Annotated in this window: 16 protein-coding genes and 1 pseudogene; 11 read left to right on the top strand and 6 right to left on the bottom strand. The window is 44.3% G+C overall.

The features are described from left to right. A pseudogene (locus ACN4EG_RS21985) lies at nucleotides 1-177 on the top strand (IS5/IS1182 family transposase); the annotation flags it as partial. 331 nt (nucleotides 178-508) lie between these two features. Here the strand turns inward: ACN4EG_RS21985 and ACN4EG_RS21980 are convergent. Continuing rightward, a complete protein-coding gene (locus tag ACN4EG_RS21980; protein WP_431632339.1) occupies nucleotides 509-2,173 on the bottom strand; it encodes a ShlB/FhaC/HecB family hemolysin secretion/activation protein in 1,665 nt (554 codons plus the stop codon). A 365-nt stretch (nucleotides 2,174-2,538) separates the two neighbouring features. On the opposite strand from ACN4EG_RS21980, the gene ACN4EG_RS21975 reads away from it, so the two are divergent. Next, the gene (locus ACN4EG_RS21975) at nucleotides 2,539-3,306 is read left to right on the top strand and encodes a DUF928 domain-containing protein (protein WP_431632338.1); all 768 of its coding nucleotides are present in this window, start codon (nucleotides 2,539-2,541) and stop codon (nucleotides 3,304-3,306) included. Here ACN4EG_RS21975 and ACN4EG_RS21970 read toward each other — a convergent pair. After that, nucleotides 3,274-5,886, bottom strand: a complete 2,613-nt coding sequence (locus ACN4EG_RS21970; protein ID WP_431632337.1) for a CHAT domain-containing protein — start codon at nucleotides 5,884-5,886, stop codon at nucleotides 3,274-3,276. The two genes, ACN4EG_RS21975 and ACN4EG_RS21970, sit on opposite strands and share 33 nt — an antisense overlap. 321 nt (nucleotides 5,887-6,207) lie before the next feature. On the opposite strand from ACN4EG_RS21970, the gene ACN4EG_RS21965 reads away from it, so the two are divergent. Beyond that, nucleotides 6,208-9,114 carry a two-partner secretion domain-containing protein gene (locus ACN4EG_RS21965; RefSeq protein ID WP_431632336.1) on the top strand — a complete coding sequence of 969 codons (2,907 nt, stop codon included), beginning with the start codon at nucleotides 6,208-6,210 and terminating at the stop codon, nucleotides 9,112-9,114. Nucleotides 9,115-9,843: 729 nt separating this feature from the next. On the opposite strand, the gene ACN4EG_RS21960 is transcribed toward ACN4EG_RS21965, so the two are convergent. Further along, nucleotides 9,844-10,026: a hypothetical protein gene (locus ACN4EG_RS21960; RefSeq protein ID WP_431632335.1), complete on the bottom strand. Its 183-nt coding sequence runs from the start codon at nucleotides 10,024-10,026 to the stop codon at nucleotides 9,844-9,846. A gap of 234 nt (nucleotides 10,027-10,260) precedes the next feature. Here ACN4EG_RS21960 and ACN4EG_RS21955 point away from each other — a divergent pair, with 234 nt between their 5' ends. The 4 genes from ACN4EG_RS21955 (at nucleotide 10,261) to ACN4EG_RS21940 (ending at nucleotide 17,073) form a co-directional block, all read left to right on the top strand. Beyond that, the gene (locus ACN4EG_RS21955) at nucleotides 10,261-11,691 is read left to right on the top strand and encodes a S1C family serine protease (RefSeq protein ID WP_431632334.1); all 1,431 of its coding nucleotides are present in this window, start codon (nucleotides 10,261-10,263) and stop codon (nucleotides 11,689-11,691) included. Between the two features lie 220 nt (nucleotides 11,692-11,911). Then, complete coding sequence (locus ACN4EG_RS21950; RefSeq protein ID WP_431632333.1) at nucleotides 11,912-12,388, top strand: hypothetical protein; 477 nt, start codon at nucleotides 11,912-11,914, stop codon at nucleotides 12,386-12,388. A 277-nt stretch (nucleotides 12,389-12,665) separates the two neighbouring features. After that, entirely contained in the window at nucleotides 12,666-14,213 is a 1,548-nt protein-coding gene (locus tag ACN4EG_RS21945) for a S8 family serine peptidase (RefSeq protein ID WP_431632332.1), read from the top strand. 127 nt (nucleotides 14,214-14,340) lie between these two features. After that, nucleotides 14,341-17,073 carry a two-partner secretion domain-containing protein gene (locus tag ACN4EG_RS21940; protein ID WP_431632331.1) on the top strand — a complete coding sequence of 911 codons (2,733 nt, stop codon included), beginning with the start codon at nucleotides 14,341-14,343 and terminating at the stop codon, nucleotides 17,071-17,073. Nucleotides 17,074-17,305: 232 nt separating this feature from the next. Here the strand turns inward: ACN4EG_RS21940 and ACN4EG_RS21935 are convergent, their stop codons facing one another. Next, on the bottom strand, nucleotides 17,306-17,704 hold the full coding sequence (locus ACN4EG_RS21935; RefSeq protein ID WP_431632330.1) for a hypothetical protein: 399 nt from the start codon (nucleotides 17,702-17,704) through the stop codon (nucleotides 17,306-17,308). Nucleotides 17,705-18,158: 454 nt separating this feature from the next. On the opposite strand from ACN4EG_RS21935, the gene ACN4EG_RS21930 reads away from it, so the two are divergent. The 4 genes from ACN4EG_RS21930 (at nucleotide 18,159) to ACN4EG_RS21915 (ending at nucleotide 24,349) form a co-directional block, all read left to right on the top strand. Beyond that, a complete protein-coding gene (locus ACN4EG_RS21930; RefSeq protein ID WP_431632329.1) occupies nucleotides 18,159-20,873 on the top strand; it encodes a two-partner secretion domain-containing protein in 2,715 nt (904 codons plus the stop codon). A gap of 169 nt (nucleotides 20,874-21,042) precedes the next feature. After that, complete coding sequence (locus ACN4EG_RS21925) at nucleotides 21,043-21,753, top strand: hypothetical protein (protein WP_431632328.1); 711 nt, start codon at nucleotides 21,043-21,045, stop codon at nucleotides 21,751-21,753. A gap of 45 nt (nucleotides 21,754-21,798) precedes the next feature. After that, nucleotides 21,799-22,449, top strand: coding sequence for a response regulator transcription factor (locus ACN4EG_RS21920; RefSeq protein ID WP_431632327.1), 651 nt, complete (start codon nucleotides 21,799-21,801; stop codon nucleotides 22,447-22,449). Next, on the top strand, nucleotides 22,373-24,349 hold the full coding sequence (locus ACN4EG_RS21915) for a CHASE2 domain-containing protein (protein WP_431632326.1): 1,977 nt from the start codon (nucleotides 22,373-22,375) through the stop codon (nucleotides 24,347-24,349). Before ACN4EG_RS21920 ends, ACN4EG_RS21915 begins: the two co-directional genes overlap by 77 nt. A 133-nt stretch (nucleotides 24,350-24,482) precedes the next feature. Here the strand turns inward: ACN4EG_RS21915 and ACN4EG_RS21910 are convergent, their stop codons facing one another. Continuing rightward, nucleotides 24,483-25,106, bottom strand: coding sequence for a P-loop NTPase family protein (locus tag ACN4EG_RS21910; RefSeq protein WP_431632325.1), 624 nt, complete (start codon nucleotides 25,104-25,106; stop codon nucleotides 24,483-24,485). Continuing rightward, nucleotides 25,103-25,411, bottom strand: coding sequence for a CRISPR-associated ring nuclease Crn3/Csx3 (gene crn3 / locus ACN4EG_RS21905; protein ID WP_431632324.1), 309 nt, complete (start codon nucleotides 25,409-25,411; stop codon nucleotides 25,103-25,105). Before crn3 ends, ACN4EG_RS21910 begins: the two co-directional genes overlap by 4 nt. Nucleotides 25,412-25,606: the final 195 nt, after the last annotated feature.

Raw genomic sequence — 25,606 nt, 5'->3', positions numbered from 1 at the left:
GGCTACCATCGCCGCTCGATTGCTGAAACGACCATGTTTCGCTTCAAGGCGATTTTTGGCGGCAAGCTCAGTGCCCGTCAATTTGACAATCAAGCGGTGGAGTTGTTTATCAAATGTGCTGCGCTCAACCGTATGATTGCTATCGCCAAGCCCGACAGCTACAAGGTTCAAGCCTAATACCAAGACTTCCCCAAGGCCAATCTGACTTTTTTCTAATCATGCAACAACGCCCATGCTCACTGATGATTAGGGTGTGTACTGGAAGCTGAAGTAGAGTGCCTGATCTTGTAAATTGCTTGAGCGATCGGCAATCTTCACTAGAGGAAGGGCATAATCCAAACGCATGAGCATCTTAGGATTGGGTTGCTAGATGATTCCTGCACCGATTCCCGCTAAAAAATTCTGTTTTGCGGAAAAGTTAGGATTTTCAGGATGGTTCCAGACTGAACCGCATTCAAAAAAAGGCGTTAGTTGCAGAATAAATGCAGCAATTTCTAGGAAATTTTTATTAGAAAGGCTGATAGCGTAAAGAAAATTGCCACCTTTGATCTGCAATTCCACTACGCTGGACGAGTGGAATGCCGTAGTCAAGTCTTGCATCTAATCCCACCCACAGCTGTGATCGTATCCCTAAACCCATACTTGCTAAAAATCCTGGCTCAAGGGCTTCACCGCGATGGTTCCAGCCGTACCCCCAGTCAAAAAAGGGTGTGAGTTGCAAAATATTGGATTGAGCAAACAGCGGAATCCTTGCCTCGATCGAACCAATGACACCGTTATCAGACACCACTTGGTTTTGACGATAGCCGCGTAGGGTGTCAGAACCACCAAAACTAAAACGTTCTAGCGATAGTAATGAGTCACTGGATATTTGAGTTGCAATGCGACTAACGACCACAAATCTGGGGGAAACCTGCTGAACCCATTGGAATTGCCCTAACCAAGTGAAAAATTGCCCGTCTGGGGTTTCGGCGGGGTTCGTTGTCGCACCAAAAGCATTCAACCCGATACTAAACTGGGAACGAGCGGCTAAGACCCGTTTTGCATCGCGATTGACCCAATCTTGAAATAGACGCAATACTGCAACCTTCGATCTACCATCCTTTGGCCCCTCTGAAAAGGAGAATGGAATATTATCCAGCAAAAATGTTTCGCTACGGCGCAAGTCGAACCCTAGACCGATCGCAAATTCTGAATTCGGTGTCCGGAACAGTGGCTGACGCAGCGTTGCAGAGATTGTTTCACTATTACTACGGATACCTAATTCTCGAAACGTGTTATCGATAATTTGGCTGTCATTTTTGCTATAGCGTAGTGAAAATGTCCCATCTTTAGCATTCACTGGCAGGGTGTAACCGACGCTATAAAGATTTAAGCCTTCAGTACGACCATATTCAAAAGACAGGCGATCTCCAAACCCCAAGAGGTTATCGTGGCTGATAAAACTGCTGCCTTGCAGGGACCCAACACTATCCGATTGATTATTATCAACGTTAAACCCAACATGGAATGCCGGAGCTTCTTTGAGGACAACACGCAGAATATTTAATCCAGGCCCACTTCCTGCACTCAGGTCAGCATTAACCTGTTCAATCAGGGGGTCAATTTGCAGTAATTGCAACGCACGTTCCAACTTCGATTTATTCAGAGGTGCAACGGTTGCTTGCTCTAATCGTTGCCGAATATAACGTTCGTTTAAGCGAGATAACCCAGCAATTTCAATATGTTCCAGTGCTCCTTCGACAACTTGTACTCGAATATTCCCTGATTGTAAATCTTGGTTATTGGGAATAAATGCACCAGAATTTAGGTACCCATTATCAAGATATATTTGGGTAATTCTAGAACGTAGTTGAATTAAGTCTTCAAAGTTAACCTCTTTACCCTGATAAGCCTGAACTGCTTGATTTATGTCGGACTGAAAAATCGTAGCTCCAACAATATCGATTCGGTTGACTTTAATTTTAACTTGTAAGTTGTTGAGAGGTGGATTTGGCAGAGGGGTAGGAGGCAATTCAATGGGCTGAGGGGGGCTGGAAGTAGGTGGAATATTAGGCAGCGCGGGAGGCAAGGTTTGCTCGATCGGATCGCGGGTACTAGAAGGGATCTGGACGTTCGGAGATGCAGTGACTAGGGGTGGACTTGTTTGGGCAAAGCCAATGACTGGATACAAAACTACCCCCCCAAGCCCTACAGCAGCGATAGTCCATGATATTAATCCCATAACTAAAACCCTAGACAAAACACATGATGACTATAAGTTAGACCGAAGACTAAATTGATAGTTAAGTTTGTTAACTTTTCATAGGAAATTTAGCAGAAATAGAGCAATTAAAAAACTTTTGTATAACCAATAAATACATCGTACAATGATATGATCACAAGCCTTGTAATATATCAGTATTCATGCATTATCAAGGCTTGTTGGTAAATAACATTGCACAAAGTAGCCACAAATTTGACTGCTTTCTCCTGGACTATAAACGCAGGTTTTTTGTAGGCTAAAAACGTAGGTATCTGTTCCATTGGAGTTAATCTATGAAAACAGTTGTACGACTGACTGCTGTATTGGGCGTAACATTATGCCTGATCGCCATGCTCGGTGCTACAGTTGATGCACGAAAATCTCGCGGCTATCGTCCTGGCAAAATAGGACGCTTTACAGGAGCAACAACGACAACTGGTGTAAGGGGAGGCTGCGAGAATGGTACCACTGATTTATCACTAACGGCAATCGCCCCAATGGGGCATGTAGGGCAAACAAGTCTAGCGCGGCCAACCTTAGTTTGGTTTGTTCCAGGGGATGCTTCAAGGGCTACAACTGCATACAAGATGGAACTGAGATTACTGCAAAATACCAAAGAACAAAATCGCCCCCCCCGGCAACTATTGTGGAAGGATTCACAACTGAGTAGTCGGCCAGGATTAATGTCATTGAAGCTACCAGATGAAGTGCAACTAGCACCAGGAGAAACTTACATTTGGCAAATTATCCTCAAATGTAATCCTAATAAACCTTCGCATGATCTGATTGCCGAAGCTCCCATTCAGCGAGTGGCAGTACCGAATCAGCTACCTCAGGATCGGGCGTTTGATGGTGTAGAAACGGTAGGGGAGCTTTGGTATGACTTATGGGATGGGATTGAAATTGCTTCAGCCGTCGAAGATGCTAAGCAGTTAATAACCGATCTAACCGTAATCGAGTCTGAATCTTCGAGCCAGCAGCCAGCTGTCGAAGCTCAATATCAACGTCTGAAGAAAGTCTTAGCGACATTAGAGCCAATTGCCAACCAAAACCAGCGCTGACCAATGGTATGGATGGGCAAATTCTCCCCCGCTGGATAGCATTTGTAGTTGTGCTGCTCGAAGTGCTTGAGCGCGGCTTGTATTAGGCTTGATTAGGTTCTCGTAAAAAGCAGCTGTTAGTTGTGAGACAGAAGAATCATTCACTTGCCACAGGGAAGCAATGGCACTTCTTGCACCGGATTGAACCGCTACGCCTGCTAGTCCAAGGGTTGAGCGATTATCCCCGATCGCGGTTTCACAGGCTGTTAACATTAATAAATCTAATGGTTTTTTGTTAGTTGCGAGCAATTGACCCAACTCATTTAAGTTCAGTTTTGGGGTATTTTCATCTCCCGTCAGCAGAAAGGTATCTTCTGGGTCAGAACCAAATTTACCGTGGGTTGCAAAGTGCAAAATTGAGTATTGTTCTTTTATTAAAGCCATTTTCAAAACTTCCGGTCGGAATTGCTCATTTAAATATTGACTCGCTGGTACTTGTTTAGCTAAATCGCCTAGTTCTTGGGGAACATTTTGTAGAGGTTGGAAGCGAGTGTTCTCCACAATGGCTTCCTTGGAAACCCCCATGGCAAGTACTCTCAGGTTATTAAGCTCCATAGGTTTCGGATCAACTAAGCTAAGACTCGGTGCAACCGCAATATTATATTTCTGGATGAGGAACTGTTGACCGTCATGGAGTGCTGCCATGGGGACACTCCGAAAGATTCCGTCTTGGACAAATATCAGAGTTTGAATCTTCTCTTTTTCCAAAGCTGTTTCAAATGCACGGATTAACCCGTTATAAACCTGTTGTGCTGATTCTGGATTATACCCAGTTAAGGCATCATAGTAGGACTCTAAGCCCGTTCGGTAATCGTTAATCAAGCGATCGAGGGTTGCTTGAGATTCGAGTATCCAGTGGATCTGTTGTTTCCCAGAGGGAAGGGTGAGAATCACCGCAGTTTTGTTCTCAAAGATAATGGTGTTAATAACAGCAGCACTGGGATCGTTCACCCGATTGATATTTTCACGGGTAAAGCCAATGATGCAATCATTCCCAAAATAATTCTGTAATTCAGCCAGTTTAAGGGAATCGATCGTGCGAATGGCTGAGCCTAAAGCAGAGGGAGCGTCTAAGGCAATTGCTGAGCCGGGTAAAGCTGCTACTTTTTGGGGAGTGGGATGCTGACTCAGCTCAAGTTCTACAAGTTCACGGTAGATCGGATCGATCGTATCCCGAAAGTCAAACTGTACGTCGCGATTAGAGGTCAGAATATCGCTGCGAATGGCCTCTAACGTTTGCACTGCTCGTCTATAGGCGGCAATGGCTTGCTGGATTTTCTCTGAGGAGGGATTGAGTTGGGCTTGCTGGCGTAGAATCCGCCCTATTTGCCATTCCCAGAGGTAGAGGCTATCTCTAGCGGTGAGGTTTTGTTCGGCTGCAAGTTGGGCCTGACGAGTAATTGCTAGGGCTTGCTGGATTTGGCCTTGGCATTCATAGAGGCGACCTAGCTCGCCAAGGGCATAGGATTCTGCGCGGGTATCTTGGATGGCCTGTGCAATTTGGGCTCCTTCTTTAAGAAGTGCTTCTGCTTGGCTGTTATGGAATCTGGGAGCTTCACAGGTCGATCGCGAATTCAGACCATTCGGGCTTGTGGGGGGACTTTGTAAGAGGGTGGCGAGATCGATCGTGGCGTAGGCTTTGGTTCGAGAATTGGGAAGGGTGCGGCGTAGTTGTTCGGCAGTTTGCCAAGTTTGCTCAGCCATTTGAATCTTTTGGAGGCGATAGTAGACTGGGATGAGGTTGGTCAAAACGTGCAGTTGGCCTTGGGGTGCTTGATATTTTAGGCTTTGTTCATAATGCTTGAGGGCTAGATAATCGAATTCCTTACCTTCGTTAAATAGTTGCTCAGATTGTGTTTCGCTCTGTTGTTGAAACGAAAAAGAGCGGCGGTAGTGTTTAAGCGCTTGATTGCTATAGGTATTGCCGAGGCTGTTGTGGGCAGCGGCTTGGTATTGGGTCAAGTTCTCTGTTTTGGCTAAGAGCAAGCTGGCTTCCAGAATGGGGATAGCTTTGGAATAGTCTCCTTTGAGACGATAGGCTTCTCCTAGGCTACCGAGGGCTGCTGCTTCAGTTTTCCGATCGCCACTTTTGGAAGCCAGTTGCAGAGCAGTATTCGGGGCACATTGTTTAAAATCTGCGTTCCGGCCACAGAGAATATCAATGGCGGTTTGGATCTGGCCTTGACGACTGAGAGTTTGGGCTTTTTCAGTCAGGCTACGACCGACTTGGAGTTCGTTACGCTGTTGACGATAGAGTTCAATCAATTGATTCCAGTGTTGTAACTCTCGTTCGCCTTGACCAATTTGTTGGTAGGCACGGGCAAGATTTTCGAGAACGATCGCAATTCGGGGGGAATCTTGGGCCTGCTGATAGCTGCGAAGGGCTATTTCCCAGGATTGGATTGCCTTGGAATACTGCCCAGAATGATAGTGTGTAATGCCTTCTTGGACTTGTTGTTCTGGGGGGAGCGCAAGGGCAGGAGTCGCCATAATGCAACTGCCTAGAAGAATTGCAGCAATATAATGCGTCCAAGACTTCATAGAAGCACAGTTTAAGGTATTTTGCTTTCAGAGTAGCGGATTTCTTGGAAAATCTCGATAGGGTTTATGTTAAGACTTTTGAATTGAGACCGATCGGGTCAGGAGTCCATCACAATGTCAGCGGCAATTTTGATTCTTGGTTAATTTAATGATCCCAGCAGTAGCCGTCGGAGATAATGATGCAGCGATCGTATGCTGACCCTAGCCAGAGAGCGGATTGGTTGGTGTGGCAAAGATTAAATGTATTGAAGGTAGCGACCGGGTATGAAGTTTCTTTGATAGGTTGAAAGTTGGTGTGCTTGACTACCTGGAGGATGACTGATGCGCTGGGACTTTCTTTTGGGGATGTTGGGGGGGACGATTGTTTTGGGGTCGCAAAGTGCTTTAGCACAAAGTTTAATTGTGCCCGATGACACTTTGGGAACCCAAAACTCCGAGTTGCCACCAGTATTACAATCTCCAGCTTTAAACATTATTACAAGTGGTGCCATTCGCGGAAATAATCTATTTCACAGCTTTCGTGAATTCAATGTGGGTGAAGGGAGTTCAGCCTATTTCTTAATTAATAGTTCGGTACGAAATGTCTTGACGCGGGTAACAGGAAATAACCCTTCGGAAGTTCTGGGACGTTTAGGAACATTTCTATTTCTTGGCAATCAACCTGTGCCATCGAATGCCAATTTCTTTTTAGTGAATCCGAATGGCGTAATTTTTGGTCCTAATTCGAGTTTGGATATTGGTGGATCGGTTGTGGTGACAACTGCGAATGCCTTGCAATTTCCCAATGGGGAGTTGTTTAGTGCATCTTTGCCGACAGTACCGAGTCAATTGCTGACCGTAGATCCTTCAGCTTTGTGGTATGGCACGATTAATGCTCAGAATCAAGGCATTATAGTGAAATCGTCATTTCTTGACTTAGATGGTTTAATTGGACAAACAAGTGGACTTCAGACCAATCTCAATAGAAGTCTTGTTTTATCGGGGGGAGAAGTAGTGATTGAAAATGGCATTCTAAAAGCTCCAAGTGGAAATATACAGGTTGCTGGACTATCCCAAGAAGGGATAGTCGATTTAAATTATGAAGGTAGTAATATAAGTATTACCCCTGACTCAAACTTAATGAGAGCCGACATAGCTATTTTAAAAGATTCAAAAATCCATATCTTTGGAGAAGAAGATATTAGCGGTGGCAGTATATTAATCTATGGAAATAAAATCTTTGTCAGTGATTCATTCTTGTCAATATCGAGAGATTCAGGAAATGGTGACTTAGGTAATATAAAGATTAATTCAACGGAAGGTGTGTTAATTAATAAGAGTTCTATTGTTGCATCTCTACCTAATTTGACTGAAGGAAATGCTGGATCAATTTTGTTAAAAGGTAGAAATATCTCATTGATTGGCTCAAGCATTGCTTCCAGCTCATCTTCATTTTCAGGGAATGGAAAAGGGAATGCTGGAAATATAGAAATGATCGCTGATGAATCAATCCATATAACAAGAGGTCCCGTCAGCACAGTAATATCTGATGGCAAGTTATTTGAGGTATTTGATGAATCCTCTCTCAATTCCACTATTGGTTTCGGTTCAGCGGGTAAAGGTGGCAATATCATGCTAAAGGCAAATTCGATTCAGGTAGAATATTCTGACCTTGATGCATCAACTCGAACTGGAGGGTCAGCAGGAAATATTTTGCTTCATGCAAAATTTAATATTGAATTGAAGAGAAGCATTCTAAATAGTAGTAACTGGAATGGACAGTACATTGGTGGCATTGCCGGTAATGTCACAATGCAATCAAAGAAGATTTCGTTGAGTGATAAAACAGAAATCTTATCAGGTAATATTGGTACTGATGATGGAATAAATACCAGTGGAGGTATTATTGATTTGAACGGACTTGAATCAATAACAATCGATTTTAGCCGAATCCAGAGTGAGGCCAGAGCTTCTGGAAAATTAAATGAAGATCAAGCAGGAACAATAATAATAAGGTCTCCGAAGATTTTAATTGGAAATTCTGCTGAAATTAATACTAAGACTGAAACCAATGCTCGTGCTGGCAATATTAATATATATGCCAACGATTTGATTGTGAAGAATTCCAGTGTAATTGGCAGCTTTGTGGAGCGTGAAACTAAAAATGCAGAAGGTGGTTCTATTAATATTGAAGCAAATAATTTGTCAATACTTGATGGAGGCAAGATACTTACTTCAGTTCTTGGTGATCTTAACATTCCTGGTTCTGGACTTAGATTTCCTATCTATAGAGCAGGTAGCGAAGGAAATGCTGGCTTCATAGTAGTCTCTGTTAAAGATTCGATTGTTATTTCGGGTATCAGTAGCACTAATAAGACACTTCGAGACGATGAAGGAGATTCACTGTCGCCTATTGGGTCTGCCAGTGGTATATTTACAACAATCGAAGCCGGGTCTCTAGGTGATTCAGGGAAAATTAGCATAAGTGGAAGTAATCTATATATTTTAGACTCAGGACAGATTGCCTCTCAAAATCTAGGCATTGGAAACTCAGATGATATTAATCTAATATTGAGCAACCAATTAAAGTTAATTAATGGTAGTCTCCTAGCAAATTCACGGAAAGGCACAGGCGGCAGTATTTCTATATCTTCTAAAACAATGTATTTGTTGCAGAATGGAGATATTAAAACGGATGCTACTGACAATGGTGGTAATATTACTCTCACTGCAAAGTCGATCATCGCCTTAAATGACAGTGATATTCTAGCCTTTGCCCGCGATGGTCGTGGCGGTAACGTCACCCTTAATACCCGTGCTTTCTTCGGCCAAAACTATCGCCCTGCGCCTCATGGCATCGATCCAACTACCCTAGATGGCAACGATCGGGTAGACATCAACGCCAGCGGCAGCCTTTCCTCTGGTATAATCACCCGCCCTGACACCAGCTTCATCCAAAACAGCCTCAACCAACTCCCCAACAACCAAATCGACACCAACCAACTCCTCGCCCAAACCTGCATTATCCGCCAAGACCAACCCGAAGGCACCTTCTATATCACCGGAACAGGCGGCATCCCCAACCGCCCCAACGACCCCGCCCTCTCCGCCTACCCTACCAACACCATCCAACCCACTACCCAGGTCGCCCAACGCCCCTGGAAACTCGGAGATCCGATCGTCGAACCCCAAGGCTTCTACCAATTAACAGACGGTCGATTCGTCATGAGCCGGGAATGTGCCAAATAAAATGCCCCTCACCCGCAAATAGATGAGAGACATCGCAAACATGCTCAATTATTCATGACAGGATGATCGATCGCACTACCTTCTTTGCCAAATTTGCTGTACAACCCTGTTCCCAACGACTCGCCGGACAAGCATCCGCTGTGTCCTATTGTCGAACTGGACGAGTTGAACACGTTCTGTTGTTCCACGAAAGGTAACCGTCAAGATATTACCAGTTGTCACCTGCCCAACCCCTCCAAAATTAGTCGTCAATGGGGTAAAGCATTGACCGCTAACTAGATTCAAAGCAAAGTTTTGTTTGATAACCCTCATAAATCCTACGACACCAGATGGTTTGAAGTCATATATGGTGGCGCAAATGAAGCGATCGGGGTTTCCCGTCTCTACCCATCGTCCGCTGCCACTCATGAGGAATGAATGGACATTCAGATTAGGCGAAGTTTGAGCTTCAGCTTTCTCGGTAACTCCCACCACATAAGTGGAAAGAGTTGCTCCTACTATGAGCAAAGATGTGGCACCCATTCTGCCAAGCGGATTCAGACATTTGGCGAGGTTTTTATGTAGAACCTGCATGATATTTCTCCTAGTTGAAACTAGTTGGTATTCATTCATCACAACAAGTGTGAATACAATAAATTTAGAGTTTTTAATTTTTTATACAATGCAATTTGTAGTCAAACACCTTGCACTTTCAAGCAAAGTTCCATGCCTGTAGTAACAATCTAAGCTCTAATGGCTAGAAGCAAAATGATGGGATACAAGATGAGTCGATTGACTCAGAAGCTGCTCAGACATATGATCTCCGAGAAACTCACCATAGTTAGCGATTTGAGATAACCCTACTACATCCAGAGTCATTTCCATTAGAAACCAAACCACAATCTTTTGTATCAAGACTTGCCACTTCACCATAACGCTTTACCTCGGCTGTATAGATGCAAGGCATCATAGGAAATAGCCATCGCCACTTCACTGTAATTTTTAACCTCATTAATCGCACTTTCAATCCAACGCGCTTGCCGGAACTAGCAATACCTCGGCTTAAACCAGCCATCTCTTCTACTGGAATCATCACCAATTAATCATTCCAGCCTCCTATAGTGAGACTATTCACTTCTCCACACAGCACAACATAGGAGCAGGATAATGAAATCTCCAGTTGTTTCTCGGTTCAGTTCTCGGCTAGTGGTATCTGGTTTATTAGCAGTACAGACTTTCTTAGGCACGATCGCAGTGCAAGAGCTAGCGCTGATGGATACGAATTTGAAGACTGGTTATGCCGCCCAAGCCAAAGATAATGCCGATGCCGCTCAGGTTTATGAGAAATCCAAAGACGCGATCGTCCGTATTGAAAGCCAAACTAAGCAGGGCACTGCAACAGGTAGTGGTGTCATCATTGAGAAAGATGGTCTTATTATCACGAATGCTCATGTTGTTGCGGGTGCAACCAATATCACTGTCAAACTGGAAAATGGTCGTCAGGTCAAAGCAACAGTTGTTTCGACGGGAAAATCAGGTTGTCTTGATCTAGCTCTACTACAACTTTCCGGTATGCAAAACTTACCTACCTTAAAAGTTGCACCACTCACCTCAATTGCTCCTGGCCAGTCTGTATTCGCGATCGGATTTCCTCTGGGAATGCCGTCGGCTTCAATCACTCAAGGCATTGTGAGCAATTTACACACTCAACTGGGCTTTGTGCAGCATGATGCACCCATTAATAATGGCAATTCTGGTGGTGCTTTGGTGAATTCTCGTGGTGAGCTAGTTGGGATTAATACCTTAAAGCTACGAGATCGGGAAGGGATGAGTTTTGCTCATTCTGTCGATCGTATCCAAGCCGTGATCCAGGCTGCGAAGAATGGTTTATCTCCGACATTAGCACGCTACATGAGCTTAACTTCTGGAGATGCAACCCAATTAGTTGCCGATCGCAATAGCATTAACGGGAGGCTACAATCTAACGATCAGCGGATGTGCATTGATGATAGCATGGCTGATGTGTATACATTTCAGGGTCGAGTGAATCAGCCTGTCATTTTTGAAATGAATGGTGAAACCATTAGACCTTACCTGCTTCTGCTGGGTCCCAATGGACACAAGCTAGCTGAAACATCCATCCAAGGCAATGCGAAAATCCAAAAGTTGTATGCAAATTTGCCGAGTGATGGCACCTACACAATCATTGCTAACGCTCAAAAAGCAAATCAGTTAGGCAATTATAGCATTCGTGCAGTAACACCAATTCTGCTACGGACTGGCGAATTAGGTGCAGGTGATCCAACATTATCCAGTGGTTCCCCCTATCGTACTTATCACTTTTCTGGCAAAGCTGGGCAACCCGTACAGATTAATTTAGGTACTCAGGAGTTTCAGCCTCTTGTTATCCTTCTGGATGATAAAGGTAAATTGCTGTGGCAAGGGCAGCTTCAGTCTGAGAAGTCTCTCAACTATAAATTACCAGCAGATGGAATGTATCAGATTGTAGTGACCACTGAAAATCCACAGAGTAGTGGTAGATTCATTCTCAGCGTTGAACCTCAATCAGCGTCGCCTCAGGTTGTATCTCGTAACTAATGCTTTATAGATAATGGACTCATGGCTAAGTTCCCTACTTCTTCCAATCAGGAGGTAGGGAATTTCTATTTTCTCGGTTGTAGCGATCGCTGAACTAGTAATCTTGCTGAAAGTGGCAATGAATTGATCAGAAAATACACATGAATTGCAGTTTCAAATCCCCTACGCTAGAAACTATCAAATGAAGTACTTCACTGAAACAAATCAGGAGACTTGCAATATGAAAATAATTCGCCAACTCTTTGCCGTAACTACGATCGCGCTGATCACAGTTCCGTCCCTAAGCACTATTGCCAAAGCTTCACCCAGCAATACAATGACGGCTCACTGTGAGGCAATCACTGATCCACTACGTCGAGGGAATTGCTACTCCGCAATTGCAGCTGCACAAGCCCAGCAGGATCTAGTCCGCAACTGGACTCCTCGCCAACACGCGATCGCGAAAACCATCGGACAACTATATAATGCTTATTACCAACAAACAAAACGTCCGCTGCCGATTAATCGTACTACTGTAACTCGTGTAGCCCAGGCACTCAGGGCCAATTCTACGGAAGTATCTTTCATTATTAATCGGATGCAGGCCAATTACAATGCGATCGTTGGCCTCAACCAAGCAGACGCGACTATCACGGGTGCTGAACAATTTTTGAAGTGCTTGCAAACTCAAGGGACGGGTTGTATTCCCAATTTTTGATTTTTTATAATTGCCCTAAACTTTAGCTCTCTTCCATGATCGAAGGGAGCTTTTTTCTGGTAAATTAGTTTGTTTTCAATTCACTAGCCATTCCCAACACAACTGCTTGTGGATTAATAAATGGCTGTTTTCAGCAATCATAATGTCTGGAATTTACTATCAACTATACCTAAAGAAGTCGTGAGTCAAGACTGAAAAACCTATATTTTTAAAGGAAGCAATTGAATTCAAATAAATAAATCACAGTATTTTTCGTTTAATTCAGAGGTAAATCATCGTGCTGAATCAGCTAACTCATAAGCAGTCTACAAGTTTACTCGATCCCACCCCAATATCTTCTATATTCTGCGGACATTCTTCTTTGCTAGAGTCCCTATCATCTGTTACGAAATACAGTAAGGCAGATTCTTTCAATCCATTATCTCTGATTAGTACATCTAATGTAGAAGAGTTGCAGAAACTTGAGGTAAGCAATTGGAATAATGAAAATTCACTGATTTCTACTGATAGTAGTTTGTCTACCTTTTGGATTAATACTCGTATTCTGGCTGGAACTCTACGGGCTGATACATTTAATGTTTCACCCTACGATCGACGTGTAGTCATTTCAGGCAACGGCAATGTAGATTTTGGCCAGGGTTGGCGAGATTTGCTTAACCTCTCCCATATTTCTTATACGCAAGTCAGTCTTAATTTTGCCAATGACCAAGGCGGTGTTGTCTTCAACCCTGGTAATGGTAATCGGGTTTTTGATGCCATCAATTTTGGTACGGGTCAGCAGATACTCTTTGAAGGCATTGAAAGCATTCAATTTGCAGAAGGCATCATTGATCTGACTATTCAGCCGAATGATCCACTGTTTGGGCAACAATGGAATTTACATATGATGGGCGTACATACAGCATGGCGCTTTACTACAGGTTCTGCAGATGTCATGATAGGTGTCCAGGATACAGGACTAAGCGTTGACTTTAATGGCTCAATCCATCCAGATCTACACGACACAATCTGGCTATCTAACCAAGTTATTGATGATACCTTAAGCAATCATGGTACTAGTGTTCAGGGGATCATCTCTGCAAGGAGTAATAATGGCTTTGGGATGAGTGGGATTAATTGGAATTCTCAAACTTTTAATATTGATGTTTTGGGTGATGAATTTGGAGATTTATCGATCGCAAATGCAACGCAGAGTATGATTGCACAAGCTGGATCTAATGGGAAACGGCTAGTGATTAATATGAGTCTGGGTACTCTAAATTCCTTTGGTATAAACTGCGACAGACAATTAGAGCAAATTGTAAAAAATAACCCAGATGTGCTGTTTGTGATTGCGGCAGGGAATCAAGGCCATTTGGGTATAGAGGGGATTTCTTCTCCGGCATTTCTTGCGCGATCGTATAGTAACGTGATTGCTGTGGGAGCTGCTTGGGGAGCGCAGGATTATTATGGATATCCGACAGTACCAGGAGATCGAATTAGCTATCAGAATTGGTGGGGTTCTCAGTATGGGGATGGGCTCACTCTTATGGGGCCTGCTGAGGTAATTGCACCACTGCTGAAACTAACAATGTATGGAACTTATCAATTTGATTATTCAAATCTATTCAATGGCACTTCTGCTGCAACACCGAATGTAGCGGGAGTGGCCTCTTTGGTACTGAGTGCAAATTACAATCTGTCAGCAGCCCAGGTGCGGGAAATTTTGTCGCAGACGGCAGTGGATGTTGGCTACAAGGGATATGATAAGCTGACAGGCTATGGCTTTGTAAATGCGGATGCAGCAGTGCGACGGGCAATGGCGATCGGGCGAGGGTATGCATAGTGGTGAGATCGTTCTAAATTCTAGAACGACTGGAGAATATTTAAGAGTTGCGGTAGCCTGAAGGGGTTGATGAGTCGCAGGTTACATTATGAGGGTCGCTCGGCTGTTTTTTGGGCTGCTTCTGGGGATGAGTGAGGCGATTGGGCTGGCTACACCAACGTTTGCCCAAAGCAATATTGTTGCTGATCCAACGGTTGGAACTACAGTCGCTCCAAATTTGTTTGGTTTTCCGATTGAAGCGATTCGGGGAGGAGCCGAGCGTGGGCAAAACCTGTTTCATAGTTTTCAAGAGTTTAATGTTAGTCCCGATCGTGTGGCACTGTTTCTGATTCCCAACAACACAATTCAAAATGTATTTGCGCGGGTGACGGGGCAAAATTTGTCTCAGATCGATGGGACTGTGGGAACTCGATTAGATGGAACTTTTGCGACTTCTACTGCCAATCTGTTCTTGATGAATCCCAACGGTATTATCTTTAGCGCAGGTGGGCGATTAGATGTAGGTGGTTCATTTGTGGCGACGACAGCGAACGCGATCAAATTTGGCGAGCGGGGCCTTTTTAGTGCTTCCGTGCCTTCTTCTAGTAATTTGCTGGAGATTAACCCTTCTGCATTCTTCTTCACTGCTTTAAAGCCTCAACCAATTGTAAATCAATCAAAAGTCGCAGTTCAGTTTCCTACTGGTCAATCACCTAGGGGGCTCCAAGTACCCAATGAGCGAAGTTTATTGCTAGTTGGGGGCGATGTACGCTTAGATGCAGGGGGGATTGTCACAGCATTTGATGGACGGGTAGAGCTTGGCGGATTGTCCGCACCAGGCACTGTTGGATTAGGTGACCACACATTAAGTTTGAGTTTCCCGCTTAATGTCCCAAGGGCAGATGTAAAGATTACAGGCTCAGCAGCAGAACCTGCGAGAGTAACTGTCGCAGGACAAAGAGGCGGTACGTTAGTTATTAATGCCCGCAACCTTGACCTTCAGTTTGGAATATTTCAAGCTGGTCTCATACAAGGTTTGGGTACATCTGGCATTCGAGCAGGCAATATTGAAATTGATGCAACAAATCAAGTTACGGTTGGTGGCATAGTACCAACAGGTGGTTTTGGAATTTCCAATACTGTAGAACTAGGTGCTCGTGGTGATTCTGGTGACATCAATATCCGAACAGGAACTTTGAAAATATCAGGTGGGAACCAGGTTTCCACTTCTACTATTAGTTCGGGGCGCGGAGGTAACTTAACTGTTGAAGCTACAAGTATCGAATTAGTTGGACAAGATACTTTAACTGAATCCCAAGTTGTTACTGGTATAACCAGTAATGTTTTTCGTGAGGCTACTGGCATGGGCGGAAACATTACATTAACTACGCAACGCTTACTAATTTCTAATGGAGCGAGTATTCAAACAGGTACTTTGTCACCTTCAGATACGGCGCGAGGCGGTGAAATTATAATCAAAGCATCTGAGATAGAAATTAGTGGGTCTATCCCTACAGAAAGTCGAGCCAGGAGTAATATTATAACTGGAACAATTGGCGGCTCTGAGGCAGGAAATTTAAATATCACAGCAAATCGACTTGTCGTTCAGAATAGTGGAATAATTAACACTGGTACCACAGGTAGTAGTAAAGGAGGTAATCTCAGCATTTCAACTTCTGAGTTAGAAGTTGCCAATGCAGGCATTGGAACTAATTCGGTTGGGCCAGGTAATTCTGGCAAGCTTGAGATAAAAACTGGGAATCTAACTTTACGAGATCAAGCAGTAATATCTACAAGTACTCTACGCTCTGGTCAAGGAGGGGAGCTGCAAGTAAATGCTAGTGGAACGATTCAGCTAGAGAATACTAGCATTATAACTACTAGTTCCGGCGGATCGGGTAATGCGGGCAATCTAGAAATCGGCGCATATCGCTTAAGTATCCGAGGTGGTTCTGCCATCACAAGCGAGACAAGGGCTTCTGGACAAGCTGGAAGTTTGAGTATCAGTGCTGTTGATTTCGTTGATGTAACTGGGACTTCTGCCAATGGAATTTTTCCTAGTTCAATTACAAGCGGCACTTTTGGGAGTGGTAATGCTAGCCAACTAACGATCAAGACAAGGCAACTCTCTTTGCAAAATAAAGGTGTCATTAGCTCCAGCAGCGGTGGTTCCGGGCAAGCAGGTGATATCGATATCACTACTCAATCTGCTCTTTTGGACAATCAAGCACAGATTCAGACAATTTCATTATCTGGGAAAGGCGGAAATATCCAATTAACTATTCCAGATCGTCTGCTCATCCGTCGAGGTAGTCAAATTTCCACATCATCTGGTTCTTCACAATTTAACGGTGATGGGGGAAATATTGATATTATTAGTCGTTTCATTGTCGCTATTCCGAAAGAGAACAGTGACATCACGGCCAACGCATTCAATGGCGCTGGAGGAAATATTAACATCACTACTGAAGGGATCTTTGGTCTCAAATTTCGCCCTCAACTTACCGACTTGAGTGACATCACTGCCAGTTCTCAATTTGGACTTAATGGCACAGTCATTCTCAACGCCCCTGACAATAGTGCCATTCAAAACAGCCTTAGCCAACTCCCCAACAACAACATCGACACTAACCAACTCCTCGCCCAAACCTGTATTGTCCGCCAAGACCAACCCGAAGGCACCTTCTACATCACCGGAACAGGCGGTATCCCTAACCGCCCCAACGACCCCGCTCTCTCCACCTACCCCACCAACACCATTCAATCCACTACCCAGACCGCAGACCGCCCTTGGAAACTCGGAGATCCGATCGTTGAACCCCAAGGCTTTTATACACTGGCAGATGGGCGCTTCGTTATGAGCCGGGAATGTTCTCAGTAAATTACGATCGCTATACCTCAGCAAGCTGTCCAATTGCGCTAAATATCGTCATGATCTGGAGCATTAAATTTGCTAGAAATTGATTGCTATAATTTACAGTCAATAGATTGACTGGGATATTGACAAAAATATGGAACAGAAGAAAAAATATAGAAACTCAACCAATATGCAATAAAATGGTGAGACCAGTTGATGATCCTGATGTCTCACCACTCAGTTGCAAGAATTAGATCTAAAACAGAGGAATGTTGACGCGAATTTGGCCGCCTTCTGGCTCAACCCGCAGCTCGAAGCGTATACGAGCTTTCTTAGTCTGAATAATATCATCGTCTAGCCCAGTCCCTTGACTAAAGAAACACTGTAGTACGGAGGGAGGGGCGATCGATACTTCTAAGTTCTGAACAGGTTGATTAGTTTCTTGCCGTCGCATTGCTGTTGATTGCGTTAGACAACGCTGTAGGTCTGTTACTTCTTGTGATTGTGTATCACTTACAGCCAGCGCTGGACTAACAAGAGCAGTACTAGTTGCGAGGGTGGAAGCTAAGAGTGTCAGCGCAAAAGTCGTGGATTTGTACATGCTGCGATCGACCTCTGCGAATGTAGCGAGCCAAGAGCTAAGTTGCTTTTTCATGATTCTGATCCTTGGGGGATTGAAGTGTTTTGTGCTCGAACACTTTTAACAATAGAGGGCTGCGATCGGGTTTTCGATACTGCTTCTGGTCTGTTCGCTGGCTCTTTTGGTAGAAGTTGATGGCAATTTTCGGTCAAGCGATTTGCCTAAATGCGACTGCCGATCACATTGATATTAATCGGGATAGAAAAAATCCTCACGAATTTCCCATACCACACCTTCCGGCGTACGGGTTCACACTGGAAGGTTCCCCAGAGGGTTGTAGAAATAATGAACTTGGGTAGGTTGTCATGGCTTTGGTTTGAATTCTTCTTGCCTGACCCCACCCCTTTTCTAGAGAATTTGCGATCTACTGAAACTCATTCCCATGGAAAATCTGGTACTGGGGGAGATGACAATAAAGCTAAAGTTTATACTAAGAAAACCTATAGTTTTTGGGTAAATATGGTAGCGTTTGGCCATTAATTCCCCTTTTCCAATTATATTTATGCAACTTGTTCGCCCCAGGTATTTAGCTGGACTGCTTACCCCCTGGTTTCCCCTGCTAATTGGGGCCATCATTAATCATCAAGCCTGCGCCCAAAGCTTCATTGTGCCAGATGAAACTTTAGGGGTTGAACAAACACAGATTATCGAGAACGTCAATGACCTGCCAGTTGAAGTCATTACGGGTGGTGCTCGACGCGGACAAAATTTATTTCATAGCTTTCGAGAGTTTAATGTCAGTACCGATCGCGGGGCCTATTTCTTTAATCCAGATGCGTCAATTCAGAATATCCTAGGGCGTGTTACAGGAAACAGCATCTCAACGATATTAGGAACTCTTGGCACTTTCGGACAGGGAAATCCTAATCTATTCTTGATTAATCCAAATGGTATTGTCTTCGGTAAAAATGCAAGCCTGAATGTACAAGGATCATTTACCGCGACAACAGCCAGTAGCGTGGCTTTTAATAGCGGTGGATTTTTTAGTGCTATCAATCCAGAAGCTCCATCGACATTGTTAACTGTAAATCCATCGGCGTTTCTCTTTAATGCCATAGCCCCACCAGCTCAAATTATTAATCGATCAACGGCTTCTTCAACTGTACTTGGGGGGTCAACCTTTGGCTTGCAGGTACCTAATGGTGCAATCCTAACGTTGCTGGGTGGAGATGTTACCCTTGAAGGTGGTTTAATTGGCGTCCTAGATGGGCGAGTTGAGATTGGTACAGTAGCAGATGCTGGCAGCGTAGCGATAGACTCAAATGGTTATTTACAATTTCCTTTAGAGTTACAGCGTGGCAATGTCACGTTGACGCAAGAATCTTTGCTAGTGAGTGTTCCCTTAGATGCTGGAGGCGAAATAGTTATCACGGCGAGTAATATTCAACTATTAGACAGCCGATTAATCGGTGGCATTTTCCCAGATCTAAGCACTGAGGGAAGTCGAGCAGGCGATTTAACTCTAGATGCTACAGGTACAATTCAGGTAGCCCAAAATAGTCGCATTGTGAATAACGTAGGCTTTGGCTCTTCTGGAGATTCTGGAAATTTAAATATTCAAGCGAATCATATTATTTTAGACAATGGAATCATCTCTAGTTCTGTTGACGGCACAGGTGAAGGTGGGAATATTCGAATTATAGCTGATTTCTTGACGATAACTAATGGTGCGCAGTTAAGTGCTTCAGTGTCTGGCCGTGGGAATAGTGGAAGCATTCTCATTGACGTAGAAAATAAGATATCCATTGATGGTGCTGATCCTGTTACTGGATTTTCTTCAAGTGGGATTTCTAGTAGTATTCTGCCCGGTGGAGCAGGAAATGGAGGCGATATTGCGATTCGAGCCGGTTCATTGTCCGTGACTAATGGCGGGCAGTTAAGCGCTTTGAACTCTGGCCTCGGCGATGGTGGAAATATTCTTATTGATGTGCTGGATGAAGTCTCCATTGATGGTGCTGATCCAATCAATGGGTCTGTAAGTGGAATCCTCAGCATTATTCAATTCAATGGCTTGGGGAACGGAGGAAATATTGAAATTAACGCAGGAGAGAGATTGAGAATTAGCAATGGCGGGGTACTCAGCGCAGATGCTTTTGGCGAAGGGGATGGTGGAAATATTGTTCTTAACGCCTTCGACTCTGTGATATTAACTGGATCCAATTCAAGTTTTAGTAGCGCCATTAGTACAACCACGGCGAGCCGGGGAAGCGGTGGAAATATTGAGGTTAACACCGATTATTTAAATATTTCCGATGATGCAGTTCTTACAGCTACAGCCATAAGCGATGGTGATGGTGGCAATATCACTGTCGATGTCACAAGATTAGATCTGCTGAGTGGTGGTAGCTTCAGAGCGCAAACCATCTCGAATGGGCGATCAGGCAAAATCACGATAAATGCAGATGAACAAATCTTCATTTCTGGTCGTGGTATGAGTGGAATACCCAGCAATTTGACTGTCCGGTTCACCCCAGATAGTGTTGCTGGAGAAATCGAGTTGAATACTGGAACTCTGCATTTAGATGAGCAGGGAGAGATTACTGCTGTTGCTCCTTCCGGTAATGGCGGGAACCTCACTCTTAACATTCAGAACTTGCTATTGATGCGTCGGGGGAGTCGAATTTCTGTAACGGCAGGCACTTTGGAACAGAATGGGAATGGCGGTAACATCCTTATTAACGTACCTTTTATTGTTGCCATCCCTGCCGAAAATAGCGATATCGCTGCCGATGCCTTTGATGGGGCAGGGGGCAAAGTCACCATCACTGCCAAGGGCATCTTTGGCATCGAGCCCCGGCCCCAGCGCACAGCCCTGAGCGACATTACCGCTAGTTCAGAATTAGGGGTCAGCGGTACCGTTGCTATTGATACCCTAGATACTAGCTTTATCCAAAATAGCCTCAGCCAATTGAGGAGCGACAGCATCGACACCAACGAGCTCCTCGCCCAAACCTGCATTATCCGCCAAGACCAACCCGAAGGCACCTTCTATATCACCGGAACAGGCGGTATCCCCAACCGCCCCAACGACCCCGCTCTCTCCACCTACCCAACCAACACCATTCAATCCACTACCCAGACCGCAGACCGCCCTTGGAAACTTGGAGATCCGATCGTCGAACCCCAAGGCTTCTATACCCTTGCCGATGGACGTTTCGTCATGAGCCGAGAATGCGATCGCTAAGCCAAAACATCAAACGACAGACATTTTATTCCATTAGATTCTATTCTTCTTGGCTGAAAAGTGCAAACACTTGCGCATCTTTCAGCAAATCTAATGGCCGCTAGCAGTCATGAACCCGTTGGAGAATGTCAGTATACTTAAACAAATCTTATAAGGATGGTAATTTTGCTTGTTTTGGCCACTCTTTTGGATTATTTCAATATCTAGCAGTGTAGTCATCTACTTGGTCGCCGATGCCTATCGTACTCGCCAAGCAATAATCTGGTGGCAAAAACAGCAAATTGAACGGTTACACCAAGAAACAGAGCTGATTCGAGAGCAAATGCTACAAGACCTATTTTCATTGCGTCGTAGCTTAGGCATTATGATTACCCAGTTCCCAACAGAAAGCAAACTAGAGCCCACACTAGACATTGCCGATCGTTGTCACACCGATTTAGCTGATCTAAGCGATCGATTATTCTCCCCCTACGCGATCGAAAACTTAGAAGCCGCATTACGTGAACTTGTGATCCGATGGAAAAGACTCTATCCTAATAGTTCCTTTAGTTATATCGTGGAGGATCTGCTCGAAGAGAATTGTCAGACAAATTATCAATTTTTATTACTCTGGTTAGATGAGCTTTGCCAGCTATTGCTTCGTGAATCCCAGCCTGTTAGTCTGAAACTCATCTCTCGCCGAGAAGGTCGATATATGTCTCTTACTTGTAGCATCCAAGCTAATCATACGCAAGCTACTAATAGTATCCAATCTCAATCAGCCAATCCCCCTCTGCTAGATCAAATACATTACTTGAAACAGATCTTTATAGTAGTTCAACAGGGCAGGTGTACACTCACAACTCAGCAGAATCAGTATGTATTCCACCTGCAATGGTAATAATATAAAAAACGATTGAGCTGAAAAATGATTGAGGATAGGCAAATGGCACCATTTAGAATTCTGATTATTGATGATCACGAAATGGTTTTAGGTGGAACTAAGTCTGTTCTAGCAGGGCAATATCCAGAAGCAGAAATTTATGAAGCAAGGACGGCTCAGCAAGGTATTGAAAGTGTGCAGATGGTCAACCCCGACTTAGCGGTCATTGATTTATCAATGCCAGAGATGATTGGTAAAACGGCTAAAGTAGATATAGGCATACAGCTACTCCGCCAAATCATGGAAGATTTCCCAACGTTAAATATTGTAGTCCAGACTGCCCATGTGAAATCTTTGATTCGAATTAAAGCCGCAATTAGCAACCATGAAGGCGGTTTTACGATTGCAGATAAGAGCATCTCAATGAAAGATATGCTCACCAAGGTGGAATGGGCATTACAAGGAGTCGTATTCACACCCAAGGAAATGCGGGGAGGATTAGAACTGAAGCCAGAATGGTTAGAGGTGCTGCAACTAGCGTTTGAAGAGGGATTGCAGGATAGAGTAATTGGAGAACGGATGAATATTGCAGAACGAACGGTTCGCCATTACTGGAGCAAAATTCAAAATGTTTTAGATGTTTACCCAGATGAAGGAAAAAATATCAGAATTCAAACAGAGAAACGAGCTCGTGAAGAAGGGCTTATTGATTAGATTGCAGATCTTTCAAGATCGATTGAGATCGGGTTTAGTCAATTGGCAAACGGGAATTTTACCCGGTTCTGTCGTTATTACTATAGTCATTCTCCTACGATTTTGGGGTGGATTACAGGGGCTAGAATTGCTGATCTTGGATCGCATGTTACGCCATCGTCCCGCAGAAGCTTTGGATGAACGAGTTTTAATTGTAGGAATTAATGAATCAGATCTCCGGCAAATTAAGACCTATCCAGTACCGGATAGTGAATTAGCTAATTTACTTCAGCAGCTACAAAAATTTCAACCTACAGCCATTGGAGTAGATATTTTTCGTGATCAACCGATTCCTCCAGGGAGCCAGCAGTTACATCAGATTTTTACCCACCAAGATAATGTACTGGGAATCGATCGCTTAGCCCTAAATCCTACTCAAGATAACCTAGTGAAATCTTCGCCAAGCTTACCGATCGATCGTGTTGGCTTTGCGAATGCAATTTTAGATCAAGATGGCTCGCTGCGGCGGAGCTTACTAGTAACTGAGAGTCATGAGGGGGAAGTGAGATATTCATTGACCGTATTATTAGCCGAGCGCTATTTAGAACAACATGGAATGCCTCTAGAATCAGGGATTCAAGATTCAACAAATATTCGATTTGGCAAAGCAGAAGTCCCTCGGTTTCAAGGTAATACAGGAAGCTATACTGAAAAGATATCCGGCGGTGTGAAAACTCTAATTAATATACGTGCAGGACGAGTTCCCTTTCGAATTATTTCATTAGCAGATGTGAAAGCCCAAAGAATCAAGCCGGAGTGGGTGCGCAATAAAATTGTATTAGTAGGAATGGTGGCAGAAAGCAGCAAAGATTATGTGACTTCACATGCGATCGAGAGTCCAAATCCAGCCTTGATTCATGGGGTTGTAATGCAGGCTCATGCCGTAAGCCAGTTAATTAGTGCAGCGATCGATAATCGTCCATTAATACGAAGTTGGATAGATGAAGTTGAATACATTTGGATTATTATGTGGGGTGGAGCAGGCATTGTCTTGGGATGGGTAGTTCGATCGCCCATAAAACTACTACTGAGCTTAATTGGCATTAGTGTAGCTTTAGTAGGAATCGGCTATGGATTACTAATGGTGGGATGGTGGATTCCCGTAGTGCCTCCATTATTAGTATTTTTAGTCAATGGAGCAGGCTTAACAGCTTTTTATCGATATGACCAAGAATTGAGATCTCGGATCCATGAGCGACAAACCGTGATCAATGAAACATTTGATGCAATTCATAATGGGCCACTACAAACATTATCGCAATTACAACGGAAATCGCTAGATCAGCAAGTATCACTTGAAATAATGCGCGTCAATTTACAGGTGCTCGATCGAGAATTGAGAGGAATTTATGAATCAATGCGACAACAGGTAGAAAGTGGAGAGAACTTTTTGTATGTGAGCCAGGAGTCGCGAATCAATTTAAGAGAACCCATGCATGAGATATTGCGGCAGGTGTATGAAGATGTATTAACAAGGGATCAACTACCTCTTCAGAGTGTGAAATTCAAATTGGTAGATTTTCAGCCAATGAATGAACGATGGTTAGATTTTGGAATAAAGCGAGATTTGTGCCGTTTTTTAGAGGAGGCAATTACCAATGTCGGTAAACATGGAATAGGCGTGATGAAGCTAGAGGTAAAATGTGGGGTGAATAATGGAGTTAATGTGATACGAGTAGTCGATAATGGAGCAGGTGTCTGGAGCCAGCACGAGGGAATGGGAACTCAGCAGGCTAAGCGGTTAGCTAAGCGGTTACGGGGAGAGTTTCAACGATCGCCTAATAATCCACAAGGCACAATATGTCAGTTATCATGGCAACCTCAACGTCATTGGTTGAGTTACTTTGGCAGCGTAAATTAAATTTGGTAGTATAAATTAAACTAGATGTAGGCAGAGAAACCAGAATCTGTCTCTCAGTACCCGCAGCATTTCTGGGGAAACACCAGCGCCAGAGAAGGCGGTGCTGCATCATCATTTCACTCAGAGTGCGTAACTAGAAGGATGCCATCCAAAGGCTGAGTTGTTGAATTGCATGAATATAACAATCTGGATCTGTTGCTCGATCGAGGTTCACCATGCAGCCGGTGGCGGGATCGGTGGAGAAGTCAAGGCTGGAGCGGGCGGTTGTATCGAGTGAGCCAGCGGCGTTGCGTTGTAGAACTGATTGGAGTTTGAGGAGGACTGGACATCCTTGGGCTGTTGCGAATGCTTCCCAGGGTGCGAATTCAGAGGGTTGGGAAGAGAGGATGATCAAGTCGGTTGCTTTGGCAAGGATTGCAGCATTTTCGGGCGATCGACGACCGCCTAAGTCGAGAAGGACAAGGGATTTGTTGCGACCTAGGTTTTCGATGCCGAACAGTTTCATCTGCATGAATTCCGGTGAGAAGTTGCTTTTTTGGCGCAATTGCTGGACGAGTTGGGGATCGGCTTCGGCAGACCATTTGCCTTCACCGTCGGGGCAAGCCCGTTCTAGGAAGACCCGATCGCCCATTTGTTGGAGCAGTGCGTTGTGCAAAGCATTGAGAAACACGGATTTGCCGGAGTGCGGTGGCCCACCTACGGCTATGACCCGACCTTTGTAGCTCGCGCGGACATCGGGTGGTGTGAATCGCTTCATGCTTCGGGATCGCTCAAGATTTGCCCTACGGTGAAGCGGTCGTGGTGGGTTTCGATGACGACATAGCCGAGGCGAGGATCGTAGGTTGCGATCGCGAGGGAGGGGTGGGCGGCATGGTAAATCATGCCATAGCCCCAGACGGGGCCACGACCGTTGATGAGTACGGCGAAGGCACCGGAGAGTTGGGATTGAATTTCTGCAACGGCTGTTGCAAATTCGTCGGGGGTGGTGACACTGCCAGGGATTTCAAATTTGACAATGCGGTAGTTGTCTAGGTCTTGGATGGTGAAAATAGGTTTTGCCATGGCAGGAGGAAGCAGGAAGGGAAAGGTGTTTTTTATGGATTGGGAAATGGTCTAGAAGTATTTTATATAAAATTCTTATACCAATAGTCCGGACAATTTTAGCGAGGCAGGAGTGGACAGAGAAGCTATCCATCGGATAGGGTGCAAATTAATCCAAAACGCACCGGATGGATAGCCATATGGAAAATATTGTAC

Origin of the sequence: Alkalinema pantanalense CENA528 (assembly GCF_050753345.1) — a bacterium.
Taxonomy (GTDB): Bacteria; Cyanobacteriota; Cyanobacteriia; order Leptolyngbyales; family Leptolyngbyaceae; genus Alkalinema; species Alkalinema pantanalense.
This window is presented reverse-complemented; position numbering and strand designations above follow the sequence as displayed.